We start from the raw sequence: 19,816 nt of genomic DNA, 5'->3' as shown, positions 1-19,816 counted from the left end.
CGTACCCCCCCCCCCCCCCCCCCCCCCCCCCCCCCCCCCCCCACCCCCCCCCCCCCCCCCTCCCCCCCCCCCCCCTCCCCTCCCCCCCCCCCCCCCCCCCCCCCCCCCCCCCCCCGCTCCGTCACGACGGCAGCACCCACATCGGGTTGGCGTGGGGGTGCGTAGTCGCCCTGCGGGCCGCGCATCGCGGTGCCGGCGTAGACGTCCACCCGGAACCCAACACCCAACACCCGATTCCCGATTCCCGCATCCTGCGCCACCCTGTTCCGGAAGCCCGCACCCGAACCACCGGTACTCGAACCGCCCGCACCCGGAGCCGCCCGGCTTCGGACGCCCGTCGAGAGGACCCACCACCGTGAGACCTATCGGACGCTTAGCCGCCGTGGCCGCCGCCACCCTCGCCACCTGCGCCGCGGCACTTCTCCCCGCCACCGCCCCCGCCTCCGCGGCGGAGCCCCCGGTCGCCCCCGGCGCCGCCACCGGCTCCTTCAGCGCCCTGACCTACAACGTGGCCGGACTCCCCGAGGGCCTGTCCTCCGGCCACCCCGCGAAGAACACCCCGCTGATCTCGCCCCGCCTGGGCCCGTACGACATCGTCAACGTCCAGGAGGACTTCAACTACCACGCCGCGCTCTACGCCGGTGACGACCACCCGTACCGCACCCCCACCAGCGGTGGCGCGGCCTTCGGCGACGGCCTCAACACCCTCTCCGACCTGCCGTACGACGACTTCGAGCGGGTCAAGTGGACCAAGTGCAACGGCACCGACTGCCTCACCCCCAAGGGCTTCTCGCTGGCCCGGGTGCGGCTCGCCGAAGGCGCGTACCTCGACCTCTACAACGTGCACACCAACGCCGGGACCACCGACGCCGACCTCGCCGCCCGCCGCGCCAACGTCACCCAGCTCTCCGACTTCATCGCCGCCAACTCGGCCGGAAACGCGGTGCTCGTCATGGGCGACACCAACACCCGCTACACCCGCGCCGCCGACAACATCCGCGACCTCGCCACCCGCAACGGGCTCACCGACGCCTGGGTGAACCTCGTCCGCGGCGGCTCGGCGCCGCCCGCCGGGTCCGACGCGCTCGTATGCGACCCGGACCACGTCACCAACACCTGTGAGGTCGTCGACAAGGTCCTGTACCGCTCCGGCCCGCTGCTCTCCCTCACCGCCACCCGCTACAACAACGAGGACGCCGACTTCCTCGACGCCGAGGGCAAGCCGCTGTCCGACCACTACCCGCACACCGTGGACTTCTCCTGGAAGGCGGCCGACACCCTCCGCGCCGGGGACCAGTTCGGCGGGCCGCACGGCACCGCCTTCAACGACGCCGACGACCTGCCCGCCACCCCCGCGCCCCGCACCCTCACTCTGCGCGGCGGCTCCCGCCTCGACGCGGTGTCCCTGGCCCTGAGCGGCGGTACGACCCTCAGCCACGGCGGCAGTGGCGGCACCCCGGCCTCCCTCACCCTCGGCGCCGCCGAACACCTCACCTCCGTCACCCTCACCCGGGGCCAGAAGGACGGCCGCACCCGCCTGTTCTCCGCGGCCTTCACCACCGACACGGGCCGCACCGTGGCCGCGGGCACCCCCACCTCCGACACCGCCACCTACACCGCCCCCGACGGGTGGCAGATCGCGGGCTTCACCGGCCGCGCCGGTGAGGAGATCGACAAGCTGGGCGTCATCTACGCGCCACGCTAGCCAAGTAGGCTTCCGCCCATGCGTGATCTTGGAGTGGGCATCGGCTATCTGGTGAAGGGCCAACGCTGGGTGGCCCAGCACGGCAGGTGGTGGGGGATCGGGATGCTCCCGGCCCTCATCACCCTCGTCGGCTACGCGGCGGCGCTCGTCGTGCTCTTCTACTGGACCGACGACGTCATCGCGTGGTCCACCCCCTTCGCCGACGACTGGTCCTCACCCTGGCTCGGCGTCTTCCGCGGCGCCCTCGCGATCCTCTTCGCCGCGGCCTGCCTCTTCCTCGCGGTGATCACATTCACCGCGGTCACGCTCCTGGTCGGCCAGCCCTTCTACGAATCCCTCTCCGAGGAGGTCGACCGCTCCGAGGGCGGTGCCGTCCCCGAGTCCGGCCTTTCCACCTGGCAGGAGGTGTGGATCGGCATCCGTGAGGCCATCGTCCTGCTCATCCGCGTCACCCTGTGGAGCGTGCTCTTCTTCGCCCTCGGCTTCATCCCGGTCGCCGGCCAGACCGTCATCCCCGCACTCGCCCTCTGCGTGACCGGCTTCTTCCTCGCCGAGGAACTGACCTCGGTGGCCCTGCTGCGCCGCGGCATCCTGCTGACGGAGCGCCGCCGCCTGCTCCGCGGCCGCCGCCTCCTCACCGTAGGCTTCGGCCTCCCCCTTGCCGTGCTCTTCCTGCTCCCCCTGGTCGCGGTCTTCCTCATGCCGGGCGCCGTAGCGGGCGCGACCCTGCTGGTCCGCGACCTGACGGGCGAGGACGAGGCAATCGCCCAGGGCGACACCGCGGCGGACGCCGTGAACGGCGCGTAGCCCTGCTGCTGGCCGAGCGGTGATCAGCGTGCCGCGACCACCGTGAGGATCGCACGGACCTGGGCCGTGATGGCCTCGCGGTTGCGGACGAAGTCCGGGTCGGTGATCCGGCCCGTTGCCGGGTCGGTGTTGTCCGGGCCGAACTGCAGGACGGGGGTGTGGAGGTGGCCGCCCGGGGCGTTCAGGGCCACCGCGTCCCGTAGCAGCGTGGCGCGGTAGGCGATCTCGTTGGAGAGGTAGTTGCCGCCACCGCCCGCGACGGCGGCTGAGCCGGGCGTCGGTCCTTCGGGGCGGACCACCGGGGTGGTGGCGCCCGCCGGGATCTCGGTGACGGTGGTGTTGTCGTACACGGGGACCGGCCCGGTGTCCGCTGCGACGATCTTCGCGGAGGGGAGGGAGGTCGTCGTCCACTGGGGCTGCGGGACGGGCGTCGGCACACCGGGAGGGACCGGCACGGTCTCGGTGCGGGAGACGTTGGCGTTGTCGGGGGTGCCGCCGCGCCAGGCGCCGTTGGTGCGCTCGACGTCGAAGCGGCCCACCCGGCCCTGGCTCACCGTCATGAAGGCGTCCACCCGGCGCGGGCCCGGCCGGAAGGCGGGCAGCAGGGTGCGCTCGACCGTGCCGTCCGCGAAGTCCGCCCAGCGGACGGGGAAGACGGCGGTCTCGATACGGGCCGGGCCGTCGGCCGTACGGATCGTCGTGCCGTCCAGCGCGAGCGCCGCCGCGCCGGACGGGTTGGAGCGGCGTACGTCGGCATCCAGCTGGAACGGGTCGAAGCCGGTGACGACGACGCGCTTGATGTGTTTGCCGGTGGGGAGGGTGAGGGAGTCCTCGCCGCGGGAGCCGCGTTCGAGGGAACGCAGCAGCTCGGCGCGGCGGGTGTCATCGAGGGGGAACCCCGGCCGCCACTCGCCCAGGGCGCGGGTCATCCCGAGCCGTGCCCAGTACAGCGGCCGGTCGTCACCCCGGCTGAGGTCGCCGCCCGCGGGGCCCCGACCCTGCACCCGGTCCACCGCCCGTTGCCACAGCCGCCCGCCGTCCCGGCGCACGACGCGCTCGGCCTCGGCCACGGACCGTACGCGCGCCAGGTCCCGCGCGAAGCCCGGCGCCACGTCGTCGAAGCCACTGCGGCGCAGGATCTCCTGGGGTGCCGCCTGTTCGAGGCGCTGTTCCTCCACGGTGGGGGTACGTTCCCGGGCGGCCGCCGGGGTGGTCTGGGCCAGGGGGAGGGCGGCCAGGGCGAGGGTCAGGAGGGTGCGTATCGGTCTCATACGAGGGCGGCCTCTCGGAGGGAAGGGGGAAACGACGAACCTCCCGCCCGCGCGAACGCGGAGCGGGAGGGAAGCAGAGCCGATCGCTCAGCGGGTCGAGAAGGAGTGCACCGTCGTGGAGCGGTAGGTGTCGCCCGGGCGGAGCACGGTGGTGGGGAAGTCCGGCTGGTTGGGGGAGTCCGGGAAGTGCTGGGTCTCCAGGGCGAAGGCGTCGCCCTGGCGGTAGACCTGGCCGGAGGTGCCCGCGAAGGTGCCGGTCAGGAAGTTACCCGTGTAGAACTGCACGCCCGGCTCGGTGGTGGCGATCTTCATGACGCGGCCCGAGGACGGCTCGGTCACCGTCAGGAAGTGCTCGGGGCGGTCCGTGATGCCCTTGTCCAGGACGAAGTTGTGGTCGATGCCCTGCCCGTACAGCACCTGCTGGTGGGCCTCCCGGATGTCGCGGCCGATCTCCTTGGCGCGGCGGAAGTCGAACGGCGTCCCGGCGACCTTGGCCAGCTCGCCGGTCGGGATGAGGGTCTTGTCGACCGGGGTGTAGCGGGCGGCGGCGATCTGGAGGCGGTGGTCGTAGATGGACCCCGAGCCCTCCCCGGCCAGGTTGTAGTAGGTGTGGTTGGTGAGGTTGACGACGGTGGCCTTGTCCGTCGTGGCCTCGTAGTCGATGCGGAAGTCGCCCGCCGCGGTCAGGGTGTAGTCGACGCGTACGGTGAGCGTGCCCGGGTAGCCCATCTCGCCGTCGGGGCTGACCCGGCGCAGGGTGAGGCCGACGTCGGCGCCCTTGCGGAAGGGCTCGACGGACCAGACGCGCTTGTCGAAGCCCTTGTCGCCGCCGTGCAGGCTGTTGGGGCCGTCGTTGACGGGCAGCTGGTACTTCTTGCCGTCGAGGGTGAACGCGCCGCGGGCGATGCGGTTGCCGTAGCGGCCGATGAGGGCGCCGAAGTACGGGCTGTTGGCGACGTACGCGTCCAGGTTGTCGAAGCCGAGGGAGACGTTGGCCCGGTGGCCGTGCCGGTCGGGGAGCTCCAGGGTCTGGACGATACCGCCGTACGACAGCACACCCAGCCGGGTGCGGCCGTTCTCGATCGTCCAGCGGTCGACCTTCGTGCCGTCGGCCAGCGTGCCGAAGTGTTCCTTCACCGCGTGTCCCTCGCCCTTCCGGGTGGTGCCGGTGCTCGCGTGCGCGGGGCCCGCGGCCGCCACTCCGGCGGCCGCCGCCGCGGCCGTGATCACCGTGCGTCTGCTCGTGGTCATGTGCGGCTCCATAGAAGTCAGAAATTCAGGAGGAGTGGGGGAGGCGGGCTACGAGCCGACCCGGCGCTTGTTCCAGACGTCGAAGCCGACCGCCGCCAGCAGGACCAGTCCCTTGATCACCTGCTGGTAGTCGGTGCCGATACCCACCAGCGACATGCCGTTGTTGAGCACACCGAGCACCAGACCACCGATGATCGCGCCCAGCACCGTGCCGACACCGCCGCTGGCCGACGCGCCGCCGATGAACGCCGCGGCGATGGCCTCCAGTTCGAAGTTGAGGCCCGCGCTGGGGGTGGCGGAGCCGAGCCGGGCGGCGAAGACCAGACCGGCGAGCGCGGACAGCAGGCCCATGTTGACGAACACCATGAAGGTGACGCGCTTGTCCCGGACACCCGACAGCTTGGCCGCCGGCTGGTTGCCGCCGAGGGCGTACACATGCCGTCCGATGACGGTGTTGCGCATCACGAAGCTGAAGATCACGAAGAGCACGGCCAGGACCAGCAGCCCGTACGGCGCCCCGTGCCAGCTGGACAGCGTCATGGTGAACGCCATCACGGCGGCCACGATCGCCGCGCACTTGACGAAGAACAGCCCGAGCGGGACCACCTCCAGCTCGTAGGCCGCGCGCTGCTGCCGACCGCGCCACTCCTGCCAGACGACGGCCGCGCACACGATGAGGCCGAGCACCATCGTGGGGTTGTGGTACTGCGTGTACGGGCCCATCTCCGGGATGAAGCCGGTGCTCAGCTTCTCGAAGCCGTCGGGGAACGGCGACAGGGACTGCCCGTCGAGCAGGATCTGGGTGCCGCCGCGGAAGGCAAGCATTCCAGCGAGGGTGACGATGAAGGACGGAATCCCGATGTACGCGATCCAGAAGCCCTGCCAGGCCCCGGCCAGCGCGCCGATCAGCAGACACAGGACGACCGCGAGACCCCACGGCATATCGTGTTTGATCATCATCGCGCCGGCGGCCGCGCCGACGAAGGCGACGAGCGAGCCGACCGACAGATCGATATGCCCCGCGATGATCACCATCATCATGCCGATGGCGAGGATGAGGATGTAGCCGTTCTGCTGCACCAGGCTGGTGACGTTCCCCGGACGCAGCAGGATGTTGTCCGACCAGATCTGGAAGATGACGATGATCAGGGCGAGCGCGACCAGCATCCCGTACTGCCGCATATTGGTCCGCATGCCCTGGAGCAGCAGCGTCCCGAGGCTCTTGGAGCCTTCGGCCGGCGGTGGCGCCGGGCTCTCGGTCTTCTGGGTGGCCGTGCTCATCCTTCGTCTCCTCTGTCCCTTGTCATATGGCGCATCAGGACTTCCTGGGTCGCCTCGGCCCGGGGAACCTCCCCGGTCAGCCGTCCGGCCGCCATCGTGTAGATCCGGTCGCACATCCCCAGCAGCTCACCCAGCTCGGAGGAGATGAAGACGACGGCCTTGCCCTGCGCCGCCAGGTCGTTGATGACCGTGTAGATCTCGTACTTGGCCCCGACGTCGATCCCACGGGTGGGCTCGTCGAGGATGAGCACCTCGGGGCCAGCGAAGATCCACTTGCTGAGGACGACCTTCTGCTGGTTGCCGCCGCTGAGCCGGCCGACCCGCTCGAAGACCGTCGGTGCCTTGATGTTCATGGTCTTGCGGAACCGCTCGGCGACCCGCGCTTCCTCGTGCTCGTTGACCACGCCGCGGCGGGCCACCTTCGGGAGCGAGGAGAGCGAGACGTTGCGGCTGATGGTGTCCCCGAGGTTGAGCCCGTACGTCTTGCGGTCCTCGGTGACGTACGCGATGCCGTGGTCGATGGCCTCCGGCACGGTACGGGTACGGACCTCCTGGCCGTCGCGGAGGACCCGGCCGCCCGCGTAGCGCCCGTACGTCCGCCCGAAGACGCTCATCGCCAGCTCCGTGCGGCCCGCGCCCATCAGCCCGGCGATGCCCACGATCTCGCCGCGCCGGACGTTCAGCGACACCCCGTCCACGACCTTGCGCTGCTGGTCGATGGGGTGGTGCACGGTCCAGTCTTCGACGGCCATGGCCACCTCGGCGGCGTCCTCGCCCTCGTACGGGGTGCGCTCGGGGAACCGGCTGTCGAGGTCGCGGCCGACCATGCCGCGGATGATGCGGTCCTCGGAGACCTCCGGTTCGGACTCCGGGGTCTCCCGGACCGTCATGGTCTCGATGGACTGGCCGTCGCGCAGGATGGTGACGGAGTCGGCCACCCGGCGGATCTCGTTCAGCTTGTGCGAGATGATGATCGAGGAGATGCCCTGCGCCTTGAACTCCAGCAGCAGATCGAGGAGTTTGCCGCTGTCCTCGTCGTTGAGCGCCGCGGTCGGCTCGTCCAGGATCAGCAGCTTCACCTCCTTGGCGAGCGCCTTGGCGATCTCCACGAGCTGCTGCTTGCCCACGCCGATGTCGGTGACCCGGGTCTGCGGCGAATCCGTCAGCCCGACCCGCTTCAGCAGGGCGTTGGCGTGCTTGAGGGTTTCGTTCCAGCTGATCAGGCCGCGGGTGGCGTGTTCATTGCCGAGGAAGATGTTCTCGGCGATGGACAGATACGGGATCAGCGCGAGTTCCTGGTGGATGATGACGATGCCGCGCTGCTCGCTCGCGCGGATGTCCTTGAAGGAGCAGCTCTCGCCGTCGAAGAGGATCTCGCCGTCGTAGGAGCCGTGCGGATGGACTCCGCTGACTACCTTCATCAGGGTGGACTTGCCCGCGCCGTTCTCCCCGCACAGGGCGTGGATCTCGCCCTGGCGCACACGGAGGTTGACGTCGGAGAGCGCTTTGACACCGGGGAAGGTCTTGGTGATGGAGCGCAGTTCGAGAATGGTGCTCATAGCCCGGACCCGCCCTACTTCAGCTGCGACGCGGTGTAGTAACCCTGGTCGACCAGCACCTTGGTGTTGGACTTGTCGATGCTGACCGGGTTGAGCAGATAGGTCGGCACGACCTTCTCGCCGTTGTCGTACGACTTGGTGTCGTTGATCGGCGGCTTGCCGCCGGTCAGCTTCGCCTTGGCTATCTGCACGGTGGCCTTCGCCAGCTTGCGGAGGTCCTTGTAGATGGTCTGCGTCTGCTGGCCCCGGACGATGGACTTCACGGAGGCGAGCTCCGCGTCCTGCCCGGTCACCACCGGGAACGGCTTGGCCTTCGTCCCGTAGCTGGCGCTCTTGAGTGCCGAGAGGATGCCGATGGACATGCCGTCGTACGGCGAGAGCACGGCGTCGACGTCGTCGTTGCCGTACGCCTTGTTGAGCAGGTCCTCCATGCGGTCCTGGGCGGCGCTTCCGCTCCACTTCTCGGTGTAGAGCTGGTTGAGACTGGTCTGCTTGGAGCGGACGACCAGCTCGCCCTTGTCCATGTACGGCTTGAGCACGCTCATGGCGCCCTTGTAGAAGTACCCGGTGTTGTTGTCGTCCGACGACCCGGCGAACAGCTCGATGTTGAACGGGCCCTTGCGGCCCTTGGCCAGCCCCAGCTTGTCGACGATGTACTGGCCCTGGAGCCTGCCGACCTTCTCGTTGTCGAAGGTCGCGTAGTAGTCGACGTTCTTCGTGCCCAGGAGCAGCCGGTCGTAGGAGATCACCGGAATGTTGGCCTCATGGGCCTGCTTGAGGACGTCGTTGAGCGCCCCGCCGTTGATCGGCGCGATCACCAGCAGCCGGTGGCCCTTGGTGATCATGTTTTCGAGCTGGGCCACCTGGGTGCGTACGTCGTCCTCGCCGAACTGCAAGTCCGTCTTGTAACCCGCCGCCGCGAACTGCTTGGCCACATTGCGGCCGTCGGTGATCCACCGCTCGGAGGACTTGGTCGGCATCGCGATGCCGATCGTCCCTCCCTTTTCCTTGCTCTTGTACCGACTGCCACCGACCGCTTCCTGGCCACAGGCCGTGGCGGTCAGCGAGAGCGCGAGGAGGCCGGCGCCTATCGCCGCGGCTCGTGCGCCTCTTACCGTACGCATGGTGATGGGGTCCTTCCCTGGGGCGTCATTGCTCAGGACTTCTGGGGGGTCGCGCCGGTGGCGGCGTCGGAGGCGTCCGTGACGGGGAAGCGCCGCAGCGGCCCCGGCAGCCGGGAGCCCAGCGGCGACAGCCCGCCGTCCGCGCCCAGCCGGGCGAGCAGATCGAGCACGAGCCGGCCGCGGCGCACCCGCTCGCGCGCGCTGTTCAGCGCCACGTCCCGCAGTTGCGCGCCGTAGGGGTAGATCCCCGGAGACTTGCTGAGCCCGAACTTCAGATAGATGGGGGCGCCGCGGCGGATCAACTCGGCCGCGTCGTAGAGCCGTACGTACCCCCCGAGGTCGTCCGGGGCCTCGATGTAGAAGTCCATCGGGGCGCGGGAGACCCGGCGGATCTCGGTGAGGTGCTCCAGCGTCAGATCCGAGGGGATGTTGATCGAGTCGGCGCCCAGCCGCTCGTACACCGCGAACGAGGCCGGGTTGACCGGGCCGACCAGCGCGGACAGCTTGAAGGTGGTGTCCGCGGGCAACTCCCCGCGCTCCCGCAGCTGGTGCAGCAGCCACAGCACGCCCTCGTCGGCGACCAGCAGGCACTTCACGCCGAGCGAGGCGGCCCGCAGGGCGTCCTCCACGCATCCGGCGACCGCGTCGTGGCCGCGGGCCCGCAGGCCCCCGCCGCCGGAGTCGGAACGGGTGGCGCCGCCGATGTCCCAGGTGCCGCGCGGCCCGGTGAACAGGCACAGCTCGGCGTTGCGCTCCGCGCAGGACTCCACCATCTCGGTGATCTCGGCGTCGGTGAGCATCCAGACGCCGCTGCCCTGGCTGATCCGGTGGATCGGTACGTCGAGCCGTCCGGCCTCCTTGAACACGGTGGCCAGCGCCTCCGGGCCCTCGACGGACGGGACCTCGGTGCGCCAGGTGCCGCCGTCGGGGAAGGAGTGCGCGGAGGCGTCGGCGGGGTCGGGTGCGGGCGCCGCGTGGCCGAGCTGGGCGAGGGCGGCGTCGGCGGGGCGTCGGGGGCCGGAGGGAAGGGCTGAGGCGGCGGTCGTCACGGTGCTCCTTGTATCGCCGTAAGGACTAGGTGAAGCCCTCGAATGTTGAGGACCGTTGGTGCCGGGGGCGCGAAAAGGGCGCCCCCGGCGGGGAACGGGACGGGTCAGGCGGGCCGCAGCAGCACCTTGCCCACCTTCGGATCACCGCTCCCCACCAGCTCGATGGCGGTGGCGAAGTCGATGAGCGGCAGTTCGTGGGTCACCAGCGGCAGCAGCGTCAGCAGCCCGGCGTCGAAGACCCGCACCGCGTGCGCCCACGCGTCCGGCGCGGCCCCGAACACGGTCTGCACCTCGATCTGCCGTACGACCAGGTCGGTCGGGTCGAGCCCGTCCGCCGTGCCCGCCGCCGGGATCCCGGTGAGCACCAGCCGCCCGCCGCGCCGCAGCAGGGCCGCGGAGGTACGGGCGGCGGGGGCGGATCCGGCGGTCTCGATAACGATGTCGAAGCCGCCCCGGACGTCGTCGAGGCGGTCGTATCGGGCGAAGGCCGTGGCCCCGAAGGACAGCGACAGCCGCTCCCGGTCCGGCCGGGTCCCGACCACCAGCAGCTCGGCGGGGGAGACGGCGGCCAGGAACTGCACGGCGATCATGCCGAGCGTCCCGGTGCCCACCACCGCGACGCGCTGCCCGGGCTGGGCGTTCGCCTTGAGCGCGGCGGCGGCGATGCACGCGGCGGGCTCCAGCAGGGCGGCCGCGGTCAGATCGGCGTCCTCGGACAGCGGGTGCAGCAGCCGGGCGGGCAGCGTCAGGGTGGTGGCCATCGCGCCCGGCTGGGTGAAGCCGGTCTCCTCGTACCCCGCCGTGCACAGCGTGGTCTCCCCGGCGTGACAGCGGTCGCACACCTGGCAGTTGCGGAACCCCTCGCCGACGACCTTGCGGCCGGTGAGCGCCTCGGGGACGCCCGCGCCGACCGCCTCGACCGTCCCGGACCACTCATGGCCGGGGGTGACGGGATACCGGACGTACCCCTCGGGCCGGTTGCCCTCGTACACCTCGCGGTCGCTGCCGCAGATGCCCGAGGCGTGGACGCGCACCCTTGCCTCGCCCGGCCCCGGCTCCGTCACGGTACGGGTCTCCAGCCGGTGGCTGCCGGGCCCTTCGAGGACGAGCGCGTCCTCCGTGCGGCTCATGTCTGCTCCGTTCGTGTCGTCGCTGCCCGGCCCGCCGGTGGAACCAGGACCGCGGCCCGGACCGTGGCGGGCCCGGCCGTGACGGGCCCCGCCATGGCGACGGCGGGATGTCCCACGGCGCTCATTCGCCACGTCCCCCGGAGGGATTCCGCTTCTCCCAGCCCTCGGCCCACAGGTCGAAGCGGGCCTGCTGCTGCGGGAACTCGGCCGCCGCTTCGGTGTCCAGCTCCACGCCGAGGCCCGGCTCGTGCGACAGCTCGAAGTAGCCGTCCACGACCTTCGGCGCGCCCTTGACCACCTTCTTGATCTCCGCGTCGGCGAAGTCGTTGAAGTGTTCGAGGATCTTGAAGTTCGGGGTGCAGCCCGCGACCTGGAGCGAGGCGGCGGTCAGCACCGAGCCGCCGACGTTGTGCGGCGCGATCATCACGTAGTGGGTCTCGGCGGTCGCGGCCAGCTTGCGGGTCTCGGAGATGCCGCCGAGGTGGCCGACGTCCGGCTGGATGATGTCGACGGCCTGCGACTCGAACAGCTCGCGGAACTCGATCCGGTCGTGGATGCGCTCACCCGTCGCGATCGGCAGGTTCGTCTTCTCCGCGACCTTCGCCAGCGCCTTCAGGTTCTCCGGCGGCACCGGCTCCTCCAGCCACGACGGCCGGAACCGCTCCAGCTCGCCCGCGATCCGCACGGCGGTCGACGGACTGAACCGCCCGTGCATCTCCACCAGCAGCTCCGCCTCGGGCCCGATCGCGTCCCGCACCGCCTCGACCAGCGAGATCGAGTGCAGCGTCTCGGCGTGGTCCAGCTCGAAGTGGCCGGTGCCGAACGGGTCCAGCTTCAGCGCCCGGTAGCCGCGCTCGACGACCGTGGTGGCCGCCTTGTGGAACGCCTCGGGGGTGCGCTCGACCGTGTACCAGCCGTTGGCGTACGCCTTGACCCGGTCGGTCACCTTGCCGCCGAGCAGCTGCCAGACCGGCACGCCGAGCGCCTTGCCCTTGATGTCCCAGCAGGCCATCTCGACGCAGGCGATGCCGGACATCACGATCTCGCCCGCGCGGCCGTAGTCGCCGTACTTCATCCGGCGTACCAGGTCCTCCACCGCGAACGGGTCCGACCCGGCGATGTGGTTCTTCTCGGCCTCGTGGAGATAGCCGAGGAGCGCATCGGTGCGGCCGAGCATGCGGGTCTCGCCGACGCCGGTGATGCCCTCATCGGTGTGGACCTGCACGTAGGTGAGATTGCGCCAGGGGGTGCCGACGACGTGCGTGCTGATTCCGGTGATGCGCAAGGCTATGACCCTTCGCGATGTTCGATATTTCGTCACACGTTCGAAATCCTGGCGTGACGGTAATCACCGGGCGTAAGAGGTGTCAATGGCCCTGCGTCGAATGGTTATCGAACGCTGACCTCCCCGCTCCGGGCCATTTGGCGGACGCGGACGTGTCGGTACGACGGCCGTGTTCCGCCGCCCGGCAGGCTGCGCCGCTGACGGTGATGAAAAAACATCGAGAGAGGCGGTCAGATGAAGAGAGTACTGCGAACGGTCGTTCTGGGCGCGTGCGTTGCCGCGGCCGTTGCCCTCGGCGGCGGCCACCCGGGCGGCGGCGGCCACGAGGACGGGACCGGCCACGCCACCCGGGCGCAGGGGCCGGACCTCGGCGAGGTGGTCCGCGCCTCCACCGGGGGCGGTGCGACCCAGCGGAACCACTGCGACGGCGGATTCGGGGGCATGGGCGGGACCGGCGACGGCGGTGGCCCGATGGCCCTCAGCGCCTCCGCCCTCGGCGGTGCGGCTGCTCCCGGGTCCGCACCGGGCGGCACCGGCCTGGGCTGCCGCAACATCATCGGATAGCGGCGGCCGTATCCGGTCGCGGTGAGGGCCGTCCGGGGCGGAGGTCAACGCGCCGCCGCGGGCGGCACCCGCCCAGCGGTATCGGACACGCCGCCCGGGGGTGAGGGTCCCGCGGGCGGCCTCGCGCGCCCGATAGCTCTACGGGAGCTTCGTCCCCCACAGGGAACCCGCCCGCTCCACGGAGGTCCGTAACCCCATGCGCAACCGTCGCCGCTTCCTCGGTGCCGTCACCGGCCTGCTCATCGCCGCCCCCGTCACCCCCGCCGCCCACGCCGCCCCCGCCCCCGCCCCCGGACCCGCCCCGGCGCCCGTCGAGGCCGGGGAGTTCTCCAGAATCCCGCAGCTGGAGCGGCATGGCCTGCCGCTGCCGTGGGGCAACAACGTCACCGTGGACCGCATCGGCTACGTGGGCAGTGCCGGGACGATCGCCCTGTCGGGCACGTACCGCTGTCTGCGGGACGGCGCGGCCATCCCGCGCGCCGACGTCCTCGTCACGCTCTCCCAGGGCCAGGTGCGGCGCGGGATCGGGGGCGGCCCGGCGCTCTGCGACGGGCTGACGCACCGTTGGTCGGTGGCGGAGGCATCGGGCGGGCGGTTCGTGCCGGGCCCCGCGTACGTGGAGACCAGCCTGCTGAGGTTCGAGGCGCAGGAGCAGATTGTTCCGCTTCCGCGGACCGCGGCCGTGGGGGAGCGCGCGATCACACTGGAGGCGCGCGAGATGTGAGACCCGCCCGCCGCCACCGCGCTTGAGCCCCTTCCCCACGGGGGATATCCCTGGTTTCCACCGCCTTTGTCACGGGGCGGGCGGGGAGAGGGGGACGGGGACGATGGCGACGGGGGACCCACAGGACCGCATCCCGGCGTATCCGGGTGTCGAGCGCTTCGTCGAGGCGTTCGACAAGCTGGTCATCCAGCAGCGGCGCAGCCGCAGCAGGGTGCCGGTGGTGCTGCTGACGGAGGAGGGCGCCGGGCGGGCCGGCCGGAGGATCGTAGGAGGGCTGCGGTCGCGGCTGCGCGGCCGCAGCCAGGTGCTGGCGCCGCACGCGTACGTCCCGGCGCTCCCGCCCGGCGCCGATCCGCCGCCGCTGGAGCTGTTCGAGCAGATCGCGCTCCAGCTCGCCGAGTCGATGCCGGTGGACACCGGACAGCTGCGGCTGCCGGGCTACCGGCTGCTGCACTCGGTGGTCACGGCCCCGGCCATCGACGGGCCGGTCGAGCACCGCCACCGTGATCTGCGCAACCACTGCTACGACGAGCACCGCCGCTGGTCGCGCACGGCCAACACGCTGTGGCGGATCGGCGGCCGGGACCACGCGAGCGGCGGCTCGGTCGTGGAGCTGCTGTGGAACTTCGTGGCCGGGCCGCTGTGCCAGACCCTGCCGCGCTGGCTGTTCGGCGTCCGGGCCAGCCGCCGGATGCTCGGCCGCGGCCGCCACCGCCGCTGGTACGCGGAGTGGGCGCGGCTCCAGCGCGGCACCCCGCCCACCGACTTCTTCCGCTCCGCGCTCGACCACGTCCCCGGCGGCGAGGGCAGCGATCCCGAGCGGCTGGACCGGGTGCTGATGCACGCCCTGCTCGCGGACCTGGACGGGGCGGTGCGCCGCCGCCGCTTCAAGCCGTGGCGGATGCGCCGCACCACCCGGTTCGTGCTGCTCTTCGAGGAGGCCGGGGCGCTGGACTCGCGGGTGCAGCGCTTCTTACGCGAACTGCGCTCCGCCGTCGAGGATCTGCGCTGTACGTCGGTGATCGCGATCGCGGCCGGGGCGCGCTCGCTGGCGTCCCGCATCCCGGACATCGACGCGGCCGACCTGGCTCACGCGGGCGCCGAGCTGGAGCTGGTCGAGCGGCAGGGCATGCGCGCGGGCCAGCCCACCGGGATCGTGGTGCCGGTGAGCGAGGGGCCGGAGGACGACGAGCGGGCGTCGTACTGGCTCGGCCGCCGTCCCACCCTGGTCGCGCCCTCCCGCCGCTGGGGCCCGCGCACCGAGATCGCGGGGGCGGCGGTGATCGCACTGCTCACGCTGGGGCTTGTGGCGGGCGGGATCTACCGGCCGCTGTGGGACGGGGGCGACGACAGCTGTACGGGCCAGACCTTCCTGGGCAAGGACGGCCAGTGCGTCGGGGTGACGACGGGCAAGCAGCGGTTCGCCCAGGGCACCAACGAGCGGCAGGTCAGCGAGGTGCTGGGGCGGATAGACCGGCAGAACGGCGAGGTGGACGCCGCGATGCGGCGCCGCGAGGAGGCGTCGCCGCGCTATCGCACCGTGGTCTACATCGGCCCGTTCAGCGGCGGCGCGGGCGCGGATGACCCGGTGCGCGGCGGCACGCTGCCCGAGCTGCGCGGGATCTCGCTCGCCCAGGCCCATGTCAACGCCCTGGCGCTGACGTCGGACGACCGGGTTCCGGTGCGGGTGCTGGTGGCCAACGCGGGCCATCTCTTCGAGGACGCCCCGGCCGTCGCCGACTCCATCGTCCAGCTGGCCCGGCGCGACCCGTCGATCGTCGGCGCCGTCGGCCTCGGCCAGAGCCGCGGGACGACGTACTCCGCGATCCGCAGGCTGGACGCGGCGGGCATCCCCATGATCGGCACCTCCGGCACGGCCGACTCCCTGCTCTCCCAGGGCCCGCACTACTACCAGCTCGCCCCCGTCGACTCCCGCGCCGCCCAGGTCATGGCGGCCTTCGTCCGGGAGGCCGCGATGGTGACCCGGCCCGGGCGCGCCCCGGTGAAGGCGCGCCGGGTGATGCTGGTCGCCGATCCGAAGGATCCGTACAGCTCCGGGCTGGCCCGTTCGTTCCGTACCGCATACCGGCAGGGCCCGGTCGAGACGCTGCTGCTGGGGACGGGCGGGGGCGCCACCGGACCGGCCGGGCGGTCGTACGACACGATGGAGGACTTCGCGGAGCGGGTGTGCCGGGTGGCGGGCGGAGGGGAGCCGACAGGCGTCGTATGGACGGCCCGCGGCAGCCAGTTCGTCACCTTCCTGTCCGAGTACACCAGGATGGCCGACGGCTGCCCGACCGTCAGCGTGCTCGGCGGCGACGACGTGACCAACGCGCTGCTGCTGGGCCAGAATCCCTGGGCGATCTTCCAGGGGCTGAATCTGTACTACGTCTCGCACGGCGAGCCGTCGCGGGTCCGGGCGAAGAACGCCCAGGCGTATCTGCGGGCGTACGACGCGCAGTACGGCCGCGAACGCGGGGTGCTGGCCCAGGCGATGCGGCTCGACGGACACTCCCCGCTGGCCTGGGACGCCCTGTGCTATCTGTCCCAGGCCATCGACGAGGCATGGGTGGGCAGCGGGAAGCGGGACGGGCGGCTGGACCGGGCGCTGGTGCAGGCCGTGCTCTACCAGGGCCTGGGCAGCGGCGGTTTCAACGGGGCGACCGGCCGGATCGACGCCCACGGCGTGGCCGGTGGCGGGCGGCTGACCGCCGACAAGCTGGTGGCCATCCTGCACGGCGAGCCCGAGGGCGCGCCGCGGTCCGCGCTGCTGTGCGGGGCGGTCACGGCGACCGACATCCGCGAGAAGTGGGGCCCGGGGCAGCGGTACACCTGCCCGGCGCCCGCCGACTGAGACACCGTTAGCGCGCCGCGTCTTCGTCTCCCCGGCCCAGCAGGGAGACGAAGGTGCGGAAGAGGGCGGGCATGTCCACCGCGTCCGGATCGTGCAGCCACTGGAACTGCAGCCCGTCCAGCACCGCGACCAGCAGCGGCGCGGCGCTCTCGGGGGTGAGCCCGCCGGGCAGCCGGTCGCCGAACTCGCCGCGCAGGGTGTCCGCCATGTCGGCGCGCACCCGCTCGTAGCGGCGGGTGAAGTAGTCGCGCGCGGGGTGCTCCTCGGTGACGCTCTCGCCCAGCAGCGCGGAGAAGGTCTGCACGATGCCGGGGCGCATGGCGTTGTACTCCACCAGGGAGGCCAGCAGTTCCAGCGGCCAGGTGCCGCCGCCGTCGCGCCGCGCGGTGCCGGTGTCCCACTGGTCGCGCTCGGCCAGCACGGCGATGAGCAGGGCTTCCTTGGTGGGGAAGTAGTGCAGCAGCCCCTGCTGGGTGAGCCCGGCGCGCTCGGCCACCGCGGCCAGGGTGGCGCCCCGGTAGCCGCGCTCGGCGATGACTTCGAGGGCGGAGCGGACGATCTCCGCGCGCCGCTCCTGGCCGCGCCGGGTCGGCGCATCGTCGTCCAGCTTTTCCATGGGAGTACCGTAAAGCAGGTTGATAACAAAACAGTAACGGTACCTACCGGATTACAGGGAATCGGGTCCACGATATGGGCGACCTGAGGAGGCCGACCGTGGCAGAAGCGATCAGTGCGGACGTGAGCAGCGTCGTCGAGAAGGCGCTCGGCGCGCTCGATCTGGAGACCAAGGCCCGGCTGCTCTCCGGGCAGGACATGTGGTCCCTGCCCGCCGTCCCCGCCATCGGGCTGCGTTCCCTGGTGATGTCGGACGGCCCGATCGGCGTCCGGGGCGTGCGCTGGACCGCCGACGACCCGTCCGTCGCCCTGCCCAGCCCCACCGCGCTGGCCGCCGCCTGGGACCCGGACCTGGCCCGCCGCGCGGGGCGGCTGCTGGCCCAGGAGGCGCGGCGCAAGGGGGTGCACGTGGTGCTCGCCCCGACCGTGAATCTGCACCGATCGCCGCTGGGCGGCCGCCACTTCGAGGCGTACAGCGAGGATCCGTATCTCACCGGCGCGATCGGCACCGGCTATGTGCGGGGCGTCCAGGACGGCGGGGTGGGCACCACCGTCAAGCACTTCGTGGCCAACGACGCGGAGACCGAGCGCTTCACCGTCGACAACCGGGTGGGCGCGCGGGCGCTGCGCGAGCTGTATCTCGCGCCCTTCGAAGCCATCGTCAAGGACGCCCGCCCGTGGGGTGTCATGGCCGCCTACAACGGGGTCAACGGCGCCACGATGACCGAGCACCGCGCCCTTCAGCGGGGCGTGCTGCGCGGCGAATGGGGGTTCGACGGCTTCATCGTCTCCGACTGGACGGCCGCCCGGGACACCGCCGGGGCGATGGCGGGCGGGCTCGACGTCGCCATGCCCGGCCCGCAGACGATCTACGGGGAGGCGCTGTCCGCCGCCGTGCGCGACGGCCTGGTGGCCGAGTCGGACGTCGACGACGCGGTGCGGCGGGTGCTGACCCTTGCCGCCCGGGTCGGCGTCCTGGACGGCGCGGAGCCCGCCGTCGCCCCCGCCGACCGGCCGGGGCCGATCGACGGCGACGCGCTCGCCCGCGAGATCGCCCGGCGGTCCTTCGTGCTGCTGCGCAACGAGACGCGGGTGCTGCCGCTCCGGCTCGGCGAGCCCTCCGGCGTACGGTCCCTGGCGCTCATCGGCGCCGCCGCGCGGGACGCCCGGGTGCTCGGCGGCGGCTCGGCGCTGGTCTTCCCCGACCATGTGGTCTCCCCGCTGGACGGGCTGCGCGCCGCCCTGCCCTCCGGCGTCCGGCTGGATTACGCGGTGGGCGCCGACCCCACCGACGAACTCGCCCCCGCCGGGCAGGGCTTCGACCTGCGCGCCGTCGTCCGGGCCGGGGACGGGCGGGTGCTGGGCGAGTCCCGGCTGCCCAGCGGGCAGGTGCAGTGGCTCGGCGACTTCCCCGAGGGGGTCGCGTACGAGGAACTGCACACCGTCGAGGTCACCGGCACCTTCACCCCGCGCGAGAGCGGGGCGCACTCGTTCGGCACCCGGGGTCTCGGCGGCTTCCGGCTCGCCGTCGGCGATGAGGTGCTCTTCGACGGGCATCAGGCGATGGACGAGACCGACGACCCGTTCGAGGCGTTCTTCGGCTCGCCCGTGCCGCGCGGGCAGGCCGAGCTGACCGCGGGCGAACCGGTCGAGGTCAGCCTCGTCAGCACGGTCGCCAAGTCGGAGGAGTCGAACTGGCAGGCCGTCTGCTTCAGCCTGGTGCACCGCGCCCCGGAGCGTGATCCGGGGGAGCTGATCGAGGAGGCCGTCGCCGCGGCCACCGCCGCCGACACCGCCGTGGTCGTGGTCGCGACCACGGAGAGCGTCGAGAGCGAGGGCTTCGACCGTACGGACCTGAGGCTGCCGGGCCGCCAGGACGAGCTGGTGCGCCGCGTCGCCGCCACCGGCACCCCGACCGTGGTCGTCGTCAACGCGGGCTCGCCCGTGGAGATGCCGTGGCGCGAGGACGTCGCCGCGGTCCTCCTCAGCTGGTTCCCGGGCCAGGAGGCGGGCGCCGCCCTCGCGGACGTCCTGCTGGGCGCCGAGGAGCCCGGCGGCCGCCTCCCGACGACCTGGCCCGCCCGGCTGACGGACGCGCCGGTGAGCCAGGTGGTGCCCAGCGAGGGGCAACTCTCCTACGACGAGGGCGTCTTCATCGGCTACCGGGCGTGGGAGCGGCAGCGGGGAGCCGCTCCGGCGTACTGGTTCGGGCACGGGCTCGGATACACCGAGTGGGCGTACGAGGCGGTGGACTTCACCCCCGCGGGCGATGCGGCCGATGACCTGGGCACCGTCACGGTCCGGGTGCGGAACGCGGGCTCCCGGCCGGGCCGGGAAGTGGTCCAGCTCTATCTGGCCCCGCCGCCCGGCGACTCCGAGGACCGCCCCGCCCGGTGCCTGGCGGGCTTCGCGGCCGCGGAGGCCGGTCCGGGGGAGACGGTGGAGGTGGCGATCCCGGTGCGGCGCCGCGCGGCGGAGATCTGGGACGAGGAGGCGGACGCCTGGCGCCTGGTCCCGGGCCCGTACACGGCGGCGGCGGGCCGCAGCGTGGCCGACCTCCGCCTCACGGCACCGGTGGTGGTGAGCTGAGAGGGGCT

General features: G+C 72.0%; 15 protein-coding genes. 6 read left to right on the top strand and 9 right to left on the bottom strand.

What is annotated here, in order from left to right; all coding sequences use genetic code 11:
- Window positions 1–355: 355 nt before the first annotated feature.
- Both ACZ59A_RS03685 and ACZ59A_RS03680 read left to right on the top strand, forming a co-directional pair.
- The gene (locus ACZ59A_RS03685; RefSeq protein ID WP_470953021.1) at window positions 356–1,705 is read left to right on the top strand and encodes a jacalin-like lectin; all 1,350 of its coding nucleotides are present in this window, start codon (window positions 356–358) and stop codon (window positions 1,703–1,705) included.
- Between the two features lie 18 nt (window positions 1,706–1,723).
- A complete protein-coding gene (locus ACZ59A_RS03680) occupies window positions 1,724–2,512 on the top strand; it encodes an EI24 domain-containing protein (RefSeq protein ID WP_470953019.1) in 789 nt (262 codons plus the stop codon).
- A gap of 23 nt (window positions 2,513–2,535) precedes the next feature.
- Here the strand turns inward: ACZ59A_RS03680 and ACZ59A_RS03675 are convergent, their stop codons facing one another.
- The 8 genes from ACZ59A_RS03675 to ACZ59A_RS03640 all read right to left on the bottom strand — a co-directional run bounded on the left by ACZ59A_RS03675 (window position 2,536) and on the right by ACZ59A_RS03640 (window position 12,462).
- Window positions 2,536–3,783, bottom strand: a complete 1,248-nt coding sequence (locus tag ACZ59A_RS03675) for a pyroglutamyl peptidase (protein ID WP_470953017.1) — start codon at window positions 3,781–3,783, stop codon at window positions 2,536–2,538.
- Between the two features lie 87 nt (window positions 3,784–3,870).
- Window positions 3,871–5,034 (bottom strand): aldose epimerase family protein, encoded by a 1,164-nt coding sequence (locus ACZ59A_RS03670; RefSeq protein WP_470953010.1) that lies wholly within the window; start codon window positions 5,032–5,034, stop codon window positions 3,871–3,873.
- 48 nt (window positions 5,035–5,082) lie between these two features.
- A complete protein-coding gene (gene mmsB, locus ACZ59A_RS03665; RefSeq protein WP_470953007.1) occupies window positions 5,083–6,315 on the bottom strand; it encodes a multiple monosaccharide ABC transporter permease in 1,233 nt (410 codons plus the stop codon).
- Window positions 6,312–7,874: a multiple monosaccharide ABC transporter ATP-binding protein gene (gene mmsA, locus ACZ59A_RS03660; protein ID WP_470953004.1), complete on the bottom strand. Its 1,563-nt coding sequence runs from the start codon at window positions 7,872–7,874 to the stop codon at window positions 6,312–6,314. Before mmsA ends, mmsB begins: the two co-directional genes overlap by 4 nt.
- A 14-nt stretch (window positions 7,875–7,888) precedes the next feature.
- Window positions 7,889–8,998 carry a multiple monosaccharide ABC transporter substrate-binding protein gene (gene chvE, locus ACZ59A_RS03655; protein ID WP_470953002.1) on the bottom strand — a complete coding sequence of 370 codons (1,110 nt, stop codon included), beginning with the start codon at window positions 8,996–8,998 and terminating at the stop codon, window positions 7,889–7,891.
- Between the two features lie 32 nt (window positions 8,999–9,030).
- Entirely contained in the window at window positions 9,031–10,047 is a 1,017-nt protein-coding gene (locus ACZ59A_RS03650; RefSeq protein WP_470953000.1) for a hypothetical protein, read from the bottom strand.
- 104 nt (window positions 10,048–10,151) lie between these two features.
- Window positions 10,152–11,177 (bottom strand): zinc-dependent alcohol dehydrogenase, encoded by a 1,026-nt coding sequence (locus ACZ59A_RS03645; protein WP_470952997.1) that lies wholly within the window; start codon window positions 11,175–11,177, stop codon window positions 10,152–10,154.
- Window positions 11,178–11,298: 121 nt separating this feature from the next.
- The gene (locus tag ACZ59A_RS03640; RefSeq protein WP_470952995.1) at window positions 11,299–12,462 is read right to left on the bottom strand and encodes a mandelate racemase/muconate lactonizing enzyme family protein; all 1,164 of its coding nucleotides are present in this window, start codon (window positions 12,460–12,462) and stop codon (window positions 11,299–11,301) included.
- 234 nt (window positions 12,463–12,696) lie between these two features.
- On the opposite strand from ACZ59A_RS03640, the gene ACZ59A_RS03635 reads away from it, so the two are divergent.
- The 3 genes from ACZ59A_RS03635 to ACZ59A_RS03625 all read left to right on the top strand — a co-directional run bounded on the left by ACZ59A_RS03635 (window position 12,697) and on the right by ACZ59A_RS03625 (window position 16,604).
- Entirely contained in the window at window positions 12,697–13,026 is a 330-nt protein-coding gene (locus ACZ59A_RS03635; RefSeq protein ID WP_470952992.1) for a hypothetical protein, read from the top strand.
- A 196-nt stretch (window positions 13,027–13,222) separates the two neighbouring features.
- Window positions 13,223–13,750 (top strand): DUF6299 family protein, encoded by a 528-nt coding sequence (locus tag ACZ59A_RS03630; protein ID WP_470952990.1) that lies wholly within the window; start codon window positions 13,223–13,225, stop codon window positions 13,748–13,750.
- Window positions 13,751–13,853: 103 nt separating this feature from the next.
- Complete coding sequence (locus ACZ59A_RS03625) at window positions 13,854–16,604, top strand: type 1 periplasmic-binding domain-containing protein (protein ID WP_470952988.1); 2,751 nt, start codon at window positions 13,854–13,856, stop codon at window positions 16,602–16,604.
- 7 nt (window positions 16,605–16,611) lie between these two features.
- On the opposite strand, the gene ACZ59A_RS03620 is transcribed toward ACZ59A_RS03625, so the two are convergent.
- Window positions 16,612–17,220 (bottom strand): TetR/AcrR family transcriptional regulator, encoded by a 609-nt coding sequence (locus ACZ59A_RS03620; RefSeq protein ID WP_470952985.1) that lies wholly within the window; start codon window positions 17,218–17,220, stop codon window positions 16,612–16,614.
- A 74-nt stretch (window positions 17,221–17,294) separates the two neighbouring features.
- Between ACZ59A_RS03620 and ACZ59A_RS03615 the strand changes: the two genes are divergently transcribed.
- Window positions 17,295–19,808, top strand: coding sequence for a glycoside hydrolase family 3 protein (locus ACZ59A_RS03615; protein WP_470952984.1), 2,514 nt, complete (start codon window positions 17,295–17,297; stop codon window positions 19,806–19,808).
- Window positions 19,809–19,816 lie beyond the last annotated feature (8 nt).

This window comes from Streptomyces sp. NPDC040405 (genome assembly GCF_055595765.1).
Note: the sequence above shows the minus strand (reverse complement) of the source record. Positions and strands in the feature narration are given on the sequence as shown.